This is a genomic window from Rhodococcus marinonascens NBRC 14363, from assembly GCF_001894885.1.
Classification (GTDB): Bacteria; Actinomycetota; Actinomycetes; order Mycobacteriales; family Mycobacteriaceae; genus Rhodococcus_F; species Rhodococcus_F marinonascens.
In genome coordinates this window covers 1-8502 of the sequence record NZ_BCXB01000068.1, presented here as the reverse complement: position 1 = coordinate 8502, position 8502 = coordinate 1, and the positions used below count along the sequence as shown (strand labels likewise).

The 8502-nt window shown below is 61.7% G+C and carries 12 protein-coding genes and 2 pseudogenes; 8 read left to right on the top strand and 6 right to left on the bottom strand.

The genetic code is table 11. From position 1 onward, the window contains the following. On the top strand, positions 1-538 hold a 538-nt coding region (locus RM2_RS22250; protein ID WP_218017268.1), incomplete at its 5' end, for an RICIN domain-containing protein. A gap of 186 nt (positions 539-724) precedes the next feature. Next, entirely contained in the window at positions 725-934 is a 210-nt protein-coding gene (locus tag RM2_RS24860; RefSeq protein ID WP_174553883.1) for a hypothetical protein, read from the top strand. Between the two features lie 185 nt (positions 935-1119). Here the strand turns inward: RM2_RS24860 and RM2_RS22240 are convergent. After that, positions 1120-2329: pseudogene (locus tag RM2_RS22240) on the bottom strand (IS3 family transposase). A 155-nt stretch (positions 2330-2484) separates the two neighbouring features. Between RM2_RS22240 and RM2_RS22230 the strand changes: the two are divergent. Continuing rightward, positions 2485-3180 carry a methyltransferase domain-containing protein gene (locus tag RM2_RS22230; protein ID WP_072691661.1) on the top strand — a complete coding sequence of 232 codons (696 nt, stop codon included), beginning with the start codon at positions 2485-2487 and terminating at the stop codon, positions 3178-3180. Positions 3181-3248: 68 nt separating this feature from the next. Here RM2_RS22230 and RM2_RS22225 read toward each other — a convergent pair whose 3' ends face one another. Further along, positions 3249-3713, bottom strand: a complete 465-nt coding sequence (locus RM2_RS22225; RefSeq protein ID WP_169846805.1) for a hypothetical protein — start codon at positions 3711-3713, stop codon at positions 3249-3251. On the opposite strand from RM2_RS22225, the gene RM2_RS26020 reads away from it, so the two are divergent. After that, the gene (locus RM2_RS26020; RefSeq protein WP_373863376.1) at positions 3707-3829 is read left to right on the top strand and encodes a hypothetical protein; all 123 of its coding nucleotides are present in this window, start codon (positions 3707-3709) and stop codon (positions 3827-3829) included. The two genes, RM2_RS22225 and RM2_RS26020, sit on opposite strands and share 7 nt — an antisense overlap. 445 nt (positions 3830-4274) lie before the next feature. Here RM2_RS26020 and RM2_RS24745 read toward each other — a convergent pair whose 3' ends face one another. Continuing rightward, positions 4275-4454, bottom strand: a complete 180-nt coding sequence (locus RM2_RS24745) for a hypothetical protein (RefSeq protein WP_169846804.1) — start codon at positions 4452-4454, stop codon at positions 4275-4277. A 99-nt stretch (positions 4455-4553) separates the two neighbouring features. Here RM2_RS24745 and RM2_RS26105 point away from each other — a divergent pair. Beyond that, a pseudogene (locus RM2_RS26105) lies at positions 4554-4676 on the top strand (peptidoglycan recognition protein family protein); the annotation flags it as partial. 183 nt (positions 4677-4859) lie between these two features. Then, positions 4860-5033, top strand: coding sequence for a hypothetical protein (locus RM2_RS24740; RefSeq protein ID WP_169846803.1), 174 nt, complete (start codon positions 4860-4862; stop codon positions 5031-5033). An 85-nt stretch (positions 5034-5118) separates the two neighbouring features. On the opposite strand, the gene RM2_RS22210 is transcribed toward RM2_RS24740, so the two are convergent. Next, positions 5119-5772: an MIP/aquaporin family protein gene (locus tag RM2_RS22210; RefSeq protein WP_218017267.1), complete on the bottom strand. Its 654-nt coding sequence runs from the start codon at positions 5770-5772 to the stop codon at positions 5119-5121. An 11-nt stretch (positions 5773-5783) separates the two neighbouring features. Beyond that, positions 5784-6107, bottom strand: a complete 324-nt coding sequence (locus tag RM2_RS22205) for a hypothetical protein (protein WP_139277898.1) — start codon at positions 6105-6107, stop codon at positions 5784-5786. Positions 6108-6936: 829 nt separating this feature from the next. Here RM2_RS22205 and RM2_RS26010 point away from each other — a divergent pair. Both RM2_RS26010 and RM2_RS22195 read left to right on the top strand, forming a co-directional pair. Then, positions 6937-7149 (top strand): integrase core domain-containing protein, encoded by a 213-nt coding sequence (locus RM2_RS26010; RefSeq protein ID WP_139277900.1) that lies wholly within the window; start codon positions 6937-6939, stop codon positions 7147-7149. A 182-nt stretch (positions 7150-7331) separates the two neighbouring features. Next, the gene (locus RM2_RS22195) at positions 7332-7907 is read left to right on the top strand and encodes a recombinase family protein (protein ID WP_072691656.1); all 576 of its coding nucleotides are present in this window, start codon (positions 7332-7334) and stop codon (positions 7905-7907) included. Between the two features lie 236 nt (positions 7908-8143). Here RM2_RS22195 and RM2_RS24735 read toward each other — a convergent pair. After that, positions 8144-8502: hypothetical protein (locus RM2_RS24735; RefSeq protein WP_218017266.1), on the bottom strand; the 359-nt coding region annotated here is incomplete at its 5' end.

The following is an 8502-nucleotide window of genomic DNA, read 5'->3' as shown; positions in this document are numbered from 1 at the left end:
ATATACGAATCACAGTATCCGCTGCGCACCGCGGGACACCCCGGACTCCGCCACTGTGAATGCTGGTGGCATGCCGTTGACAACGATTGAGGTTACTCCCGTGCCCACGGGAGTGGTGGTGTATGGGTTGGATGGTCGGGTTCTCGATGTGGTCGACGCGAGTACCGATATCTCTTCTCGTATACAGATGTGGGATCCCCACGAAGGACCTAACCAGCAGTGGGAGGCCACTGACCGCAGTGAGATCGTCAACCCGGTTTCCGGATTGTGCCTGCAAGAACTCAACGACGGCTCCTTCGGCGGTGATCCGAGTCCGGATGGCGTCACGCCCGTCGAACTGGGCAAATGCTCCGGGCATATCACACAACAGTGGACTATCGCCGACGAAGTCACCGATGGGAACCAACCTGACGGCAGCATCGTTCAAAACACGACCGGCAGATGCCTCGAAGTCACCGACAGCATCTCCGCCAATGGCACCCCGGTTCAACTTGCCCCCTGCACTGGTGAGTCGAACCAACAGTGGAACATGGCGTAAAAGGGCTCTTCCGGATTCAGAGTGCATGAAGCCGGTTCGGTGCTGATGCGGTGAGGCACAAGATGTGGAGGGGTCCTGGGGTGTGAGGATGAAGGTTCCTACACCGCATCCGAGACCACCGCAGGACCCATCACAGACACTACCGGCCTTGTCGCCGACACCATCTGCCGCACCGTCGAGTTAGGGGTGACGATCACCGGCGCCGCGATCGCCGAGAAACTGACCCACATCGAATACAGGCCGGTCGAAACGGATCCGACGTGCCCGGTGTGCGGTCAGGCAGGGCGACTGCGCGATCACGTCGACCGGGTGTTGACGGATCTGCCGGTGGTGGGGCATCCGACCCGGCTGCGCGCCTGCCCCGGTTCACCTGCACCAACGATGACTGTGAGGTGACGGTCTTCCGGCAGCGGATCGACCGGGTCGCCGCCCCGACGGCTACGACGACTCGGCGGTGTGCCCGCTGGATTCTGCAACATCTGGCGATCGACAAGATGTCGGTGTCCGCGGTCGCCCGAGCGCTCGTGGCAGGTCCCCGATAGTCGGGCCACGTGGTTTTAGAGCCACGGTGTGAATTGATGTCAGTCGATCTCGCAGCCCACAGGTTGGTGGATGTGGGTGCACCGGGCAGCGTACTCGGCCGGCGTTCGGTAGCCCAGCGACGAGTGCCGGTGCCGGTGATTGTGGTCCTCCCTGAAGTCGCCGATCACCACCCGCGCTTCGAGCAGATTCGTCCAGTAGTTCCGGTTGAGGCATTCCTTTCGCAGCCGGTTGTTGATCCCCCAAGGACTTCGTCCAGGGAGGTTCCCCCAGATTCGATATGCCCGTTGTTCCACGAAGTGCCCGGCAGGATGTACGAGATTCCGACCCTGCTGGCGCAGAACTGTTGCAGTGCATGGGAAATAAACTCCGGGCCATTGTCCATCCGCAACACCTGCGGTGGACCACCCCACAATACGAAAGCCTTCCCCAACTCCTCCACAAGCCGTTCCGCGGTGATCGAGCGCTCCACGATATTCAGAAGCGACAACCGTGTGGGGGTACCGCCCTGCACGCAGTGCTCGGGGGAGGTTCGTCGACCATCGATGCAATCTTCACCGCCTTCCCCTCGATAGTGGAATCGAACTGGAAGTCGATAGCCCACACCACATTCGGTGCATCCGCTTCGACTGTCGGCACCGAAGGCACCCCGGCCCGCTTACGGGGGTGATAGATCCGCACCTGCAGGCCTTCCTCCTTCCACAATCGGTGGACCTTCTTCTTGTTCACCTGCAGGCCCTCGTCGTGGCGCAGATGAGCCCACGCACGCGAAGAATCCGTGCAGCGGGTGTTTGAGGGCATAGCGGCGAAGCCAGGCCCGTAGGTCGGCGTCAGGGTCTGACGGGGTCTGCGCTACGGGAAGCCGCCGAAAGGTGGATCGGGCGAGCCCAACAGCTTTGCATGCCAATCGCTGCGAGATACTCAACGTGCAGGTCAGCATCTCGACTGCGCGGCGCTTGGCGACTGGGCTCAGAATTTTCCCTTGGCCACCTCACGCAGGGCGTCCTTCTCCAACTCGGCCTCGGCGAGCAGCCGTTTGAGTTTGCCGTTCTGTTCTCGGAGTTCTTTGAGTTCCTTCGCCGCATCGGTGTCCATGCCGCGGTATTGGCGTCGCCAGTTGTACAACGTCGCCGCCGACACCTCGAGTTCGGCGGCGATCTCTTCCTGTGTTCTCCCTGCTGCGGTCAACTCGTCCGCCCGCCGCAGCTTCCGAACAATGTCCTCCGCAGAATTGCGTTTCCGTCCAGCCATGATCTTCATTGTCCTTCCAACCCCAGGTCAAGGGGCAACAGGACTCCAAAACACGGTGGACCCATTCACGGGAGACACGCCACCCCTGCCGCCCGGTGCGACGTGTAGACAAGAGGTGCGTATCCAACGGACGCACACTGTGAAAGGCTCTCCGAATGACCGACCCGGGTAGTCATTCGATCGGTGAGTACCTGATCAGTTCGAGGTCGATGGCGGAGTATCGGGCGATGTTCGCGCTGGGCGACTCGGATCTGACCGGCAAGGTGCTCGACTGCCCCGGCGGAGGTTCGAGTTTCACGGCGTCTGCACACGAACTCGGTGTCGACGCAGTGGCGGTCGATCCGGTGTACCGCAGATCGGCGGCGAAGATCGCCGAGCGTGCAGTTGAGGAAGTGTCCCGTGGTTCCGACTGGATCAGGGCGAACGTGGAGAAGTTCCGCTGGGACTTCTACGGCGACCCCGAGGGGCATCAGCGGATGCGCCGGGAGTCGGCGGAGAAGTTCGCCGCCGACATCGCCGCCCACCCCGACCGATACCGGGCGGGCGCCCTGCCGCGGTTGCCATTCGCGGACGACACATTCGATCTCGTTCTGTCCTCCCACCTGCTGTTCACGTATGCCGACCGTCTCGACTGCCGATTCCACATCGCCGCACTACGAGAGTTGGCCCGGGTGGCGAAGGGGAGTGTGCGGGTGTTCCCGCTCGTGGACCAGGCAGGCGAGGCGGTGGACGAACTGTTGCCGCCCGCACTTGTGGAACTCGAGTCGCTGGGACTGCGACCGCGAGTGCAGGCACTCGACTACGAGTTCCAGTGCGGCGCGGATGCAATGCTCGCGTTCGACGCGAGCTAGCCTCGCTCATCCGGTATTTCCACCCCCAGTTCGAGGGGCAACAGGACTCCAAAACACGGTGGACCCATTCACGGGAGACACGCCACCGTCCTCGCCGCAGCCGACTCTCCGACGGGTTCGGTTCCTAGTCGGTCGGTCGCGGTTCGCAGTGCCAAACAGTGCTGGACGATCTGCTCACGCTCTTCGGCTAGGTTCAATTGCACCCGATGGGCGTCGAGATACGTAGTGCCCCATGCGCCTGTCTTCGGAATGGCATTGCTGATTCCAAATGCCGCGGCGAGTAGTCGGTCGATTCGATCTGTCCCGAACGGCTGGGATGCGATTCGGGTGACCTCACTCGAGATCACATCGCCACGGCCTGGCCGCTCGAACGAGGAAAGCTGTACTACGACTGTCGCTTTCGAGAGCTCAGTCTTCTCTTTCTCGGACAGCTCCTGGTCAAAGGACACCGCGAGTATGAAGAGGAATACGATGATTCCGGCAACAACATAGCCCGCGGTCGAATTGAAGATTGCTCCCACCGAAGATGACACCGAAGAAAATCAAACAAGCAAAACTCATGCGCGACAACGGCATGAGCCAAATCGAAATCCTCGGCGTCGGCCGCACCACGTTATACCGGCATCTCGGGTCGCAGAAAGCGAACTGAAATAGGAACACTATTCCGGCCCCTCTCGTCAACGTCGTCTCAGTCGGTCCTGGGCTGATATCGGGTGTGGATCTCTACCACCCCAGGGGCGCGCTATACCGCGACGACGCACAGTCACCGGGGGTCAGCCGAGCATGGGAACAGGGGAGAAGCTGATGGGGGAGTGTGAGAGCGTGAGGTAATGCAGGGACCACATGACATAGCCGCAATGGTGGGCGAGCAGTACGGATCGCAACTCGACAGCATGCGAGCCGATGGCCCCGAGCGATTTTCAATGGCCGATGGCCGATGGCCGGGGCCGGTGGGCCGGTCACTCGCCGGAAACTCATCCCCGATCGATCGTAGCAGCAGCTGATCGCTTATCTCCGCCGGCACGGTGATGTGGTACCGGTCGAGGACATCGAAGCACCAGCCGGCGAACCTGATATCGCCTGGGCCACCGCGTTCATAGGGCATTTGCCGGTGAGGCCTGGCTGCCCGGGAAGAGCAGCGGGGCAACCGCCTGTCGGTCGAGCGCATCGAACTTGCCGGGAATGAACTGACGGCCATCCTGTCTTACCAGCGGCGAGGAGGGCCCGACCATCGAAGTGGCCTGCGAATCGATGTACCAGGTTGGAGACAGCACCTACTTGACAGAACCGGGGACGGACGAGCCCTCACTGCGGCCACTCATGTTCGAGCTAGATCAGGGCTATGACACCGCCATGTCTTTGGAGCAAATCAAGGAAACATCGGGATCTGTGTGTTGGGCAACTTCGAGAATTCCAGGCGGCCTACAAAGGAGGCGCTTGTGGCACTTCGCACGCTACTAAAGACCCTATGCGCAGGACTGCAGCTGAACCCGGAAAGCCAGGTAAAGTACGTGAGCCCGACACCGCGGCAAGATCATGACCGACAAACGACGCAAGTCGATCGCCAGGACCACCCGCGCCCGTGCGGGCCGATCTGTTCCGCTCACGCACGCCACGACAGATAGCGGGCCGCTTGCACTTGGAGGCCACGGACCCGACGGTGGAGACCATGACCGTTTTTGACTGCCGACGAGGGGGGGCTGTCGTCAGGTGTGGCCGCGTTGACCGGTGTGGCGAACACTGCGGCGATGAGCGGGGCGGCCAAGACCGCAGTGGCGGTGGTACGTACTGATTTGTTCAACGGATTCCCTCTTTACGGTTGTCCCGCATACAAGCTTCCACATGCGGGGTGATAGGCAGTGTTTACTTCTGTTTCTGAGCGCCCGCAACGGTGGGTTCTGAATGGCTCGTAGCCTCCGTCACCTGTCTACGCCGCGATCACCGGTCGTCGGGGTTCAGCGCAAGGAAGAGGGCGCCGGCAGCGACAGCAGCTGCGAGTTGAGCCACCAGGTACACCCACAGCGTCGGCCAAGCAAACATCCCCATCACGGCGGCACTGACTGCAACCGCCGGGTTGAACGCGGCACCTGAGATAGCTCCGACCGAGAATGCCCCTGCCACCACGGTGAATCCGATGGCCAGCCCGTAGAACGAGTTGTTCGGATGGCTCTTGCTGGTGGCAACATTGAGTACCACGAAGCATAGAGCGAATGTGAACAGCAGTTCCACCACGAAAGCGGCTACCAGAGTGTGACCTGCCAGCGTCAGTGTTTCCGTGGTCTCCATCTGCGCCGGAACCACGACCGCACGTACCACCACCGCTGCGAGGAGCCCGGCCACGAGCTGGGCGATCCAGTATCCAACGGCATCACGAAGTCCGATCCGGTGCCGCAGCAGCACGGCCAAGGTCACCGCCGGGTTGTAGTGTCCACCGGAGATGTGCCCGCCGGCATAAATCATCACCATCAAGGTCGCCCCGATCGCCAACGGGGCGAACGGGCTACCGCTGCCTGCGGCGGCTCCGACGGTGAACACCAGGAAGAAGGTGCCGATCGCCTCGACGGCATACATCGCGCGGACATTGGACGTCATCGTCGACGGTGTCACAAACGAACCCAGCCTAGGCAGTTGTCGACCTGAAAGAGGTCATTGTGGACGGCATCATTGTGGACGACATCATCGAAAGCTGGGCCCATATGTACCGAGGCATCACCTGACGTGATTTCGCCATTGTAGTGCTCGATCAATTCCCCGCTGGCGGTCACAGTGTAGAGATGCCAACTGCAGGGTCGACTCGTGTCGTCCCGTGCTGCGGTGTGGTAGATGGTATTCGGAGTGACGAACCCGTCGATCGTGGCCGGGTTTTCCGCGGCGTCGACGAGTTCGGTGACACGTGAAACCTGTGACGCGTCGGTTGCTATGGCCAACAGGAGGGGCCCGTCCCCTGTTCTGGGGATACTAGCGGAGTAGTCCGGAACACTGTCTCCGGTGGTCGTGGCAGCGCTTGCCATACCCCGGTCAGCGCGGTGGTCGTGAGAATTGCTGCGACAAAGGCCGTTTGAAGGGCTCGTGCGTGCATGAAAAACCTCTTCTTGCAGGAGGAGAGTGAAGATACAACGATCGTCGAACCGACGAGTCGGTACTCGACCGTAGCCACTGATACTCACCGCGTCACTCCTCCAATCGGGCCAACCATGTGTCCTCCAATCGGGCTCGCATCGACTGGAACGGAAAGGCCGACCGATCCTCAGAGCACCGCCCACGAGCATGCCTGCCGCATGGGTTGACCTGTCAAGCTCCGGTTCTCAACCGGGATCAACCGGCCCGTATCCAGTCCCTCACGAACCTAAATCTGGAACAAAGGCGAACATGCAGCAATCCTGCGAGATGGGTCCCCTTGGTGTGTGGGGGGCGCGACCGACGTCCACTCCACACAGCACCTCACAGTGAAACCGTTTCCAAAGATGGTGTCCCACATTGTGTTCATTGAGTAGTCAAGAAGGAACAATGTCGCGCTTGTCGTCGGTGGTCAGTCCCAGCCGATTCGGCCCGCCCTCGTCTGAACCGTCGATGGGAAGGCTGTGAAGATTGCATCGATGGTCGACGAACACACACTGTTGTCGCTTCTGAACATCGTGGAGCGCTCGATCACCGCAGAACGGAGTTGGGGGAGGCTTTCGTAGTGTGGGGTAGTCCACAGCAGGTGTTGCGGATGGACAATGGTCCGGAGTTCATTTCCCATGCACTGCAACAGTTCTGCGCGCCAGCGGGGTCGGAATCTCATACATCCCGCCGGGCACCCCATGGAATAATGGGCATATCGAATCATTCAACGAATCTGCTCGAAGCGCGGGTGGTGATCGGCGACTTCAAGGAGCTGCAACAGGTCGGATGCGTGCTCGGCAACGGGCCGCACCCTTGCGAGTTGTCCGAGCGTCGGAGTCCGACAAACGCTCGCCGAGATGTTAGGGGTGGCGGTCGTGGGTCGAGACCATTGCGGCTCACGCTCAAGAGATGTTCCGTAAACCGACGTATATGAACCATCCGAGCCCGAGTTCGGCGACCAGGCACGCCCCGTGTTCCGAAACCCGTGTCCATAACCGATGTTTCACAATGAGTGTTGTCGGTGAGTTATGGAACACTCCTGCCCCGTGAGCGAACTATTGGGCTACGCGAGGGTCTCCACGGCCGATCAGACCCTCGATCTGCAGAGCGACGCCCTCAGCGCCGCGGGGTGTGCGCGGATCTGGACCGAGACCGCCAGCGGCGCCACCACCGCCCGCCCGCAACTCGACGACCTCTTCTCCCACCTACGATCGGGGGACTCCCTGGTGGTGTGGCGGCTCGATCGCCTCGGCCGCTCACTGCCACACCTGCTCCAGACGGTCACCGACCTCGAAGACAAGGGCATCGGATTCCGGTCGGTCACCGAGGCGATCGACACCACCACCGCCGGCGGAAAGCTCATCTTCTCCATCTTCGGCTCCATCTTCGGCGCCCTGGCCGAGTTCGAACGCAACCTCATCCGTGAACGCACCACCGCCGGCCTGGCCGCCGCCCGCTCCCGCGGCCGCATCGGCGGACGGCCACCGAAGATGACACCGAAGAAAATCAAACAAGCAAAACTCATGCGCGACAACGGAATGAGCCAGAACGAGATCGCCGAAATCCTCGGCGTCGGCCGGACGACGCTGTACCGGCACCTCGGTACGCAGAAAGTGCACTGAGGCAAGACGCCATGACCCGCTGGCTGGCCCACGACCAGCTGGGCACGCCACGACATCGCCGCAGTTCCCGGCCTTCATGTAGATGGCGCGGGCGCCCGGTTGGCGGCAGACGTTCCCAGTTGGTGACCCTGACGGTCTCTCAGCGTGAGGGGCACAACTCCGCCTCGGAGGTAACCGGGGTGGCAGGTCCCCGATAGTCGGGCCACGTGGTTTTAGAGTCACGGTGTGTATTGATGTCAGTCGATCTCGCAGCCCACAGGTTGGTGGATGTGGGTGCACCGGGCAGCGTACTCGGCCGACGTTCGGTAGCCCAGCGACGAGTGCCGGTGCCGGTGATTGTGGTCCTCCTTGAAGTCGCCGATCACCACCCGGATCCGAAGAGTACCGGCACGCTGCTCGAGCGACACCACTGCCGCCATTGCGAACCCGGGCCAGCGTTCGACATCGCGTGCACGATCTGCGGCGACGGCCCCATCCTGGCCGGCACACTCGCCGAACAGGCCGACGCCGGCACCCTGCCCGCACCGGTACAGCACTGGCTTGCGGCGGACGGATGGCACACCAACCCGGTACTGCTCTGCCCAGACAGGGTGTC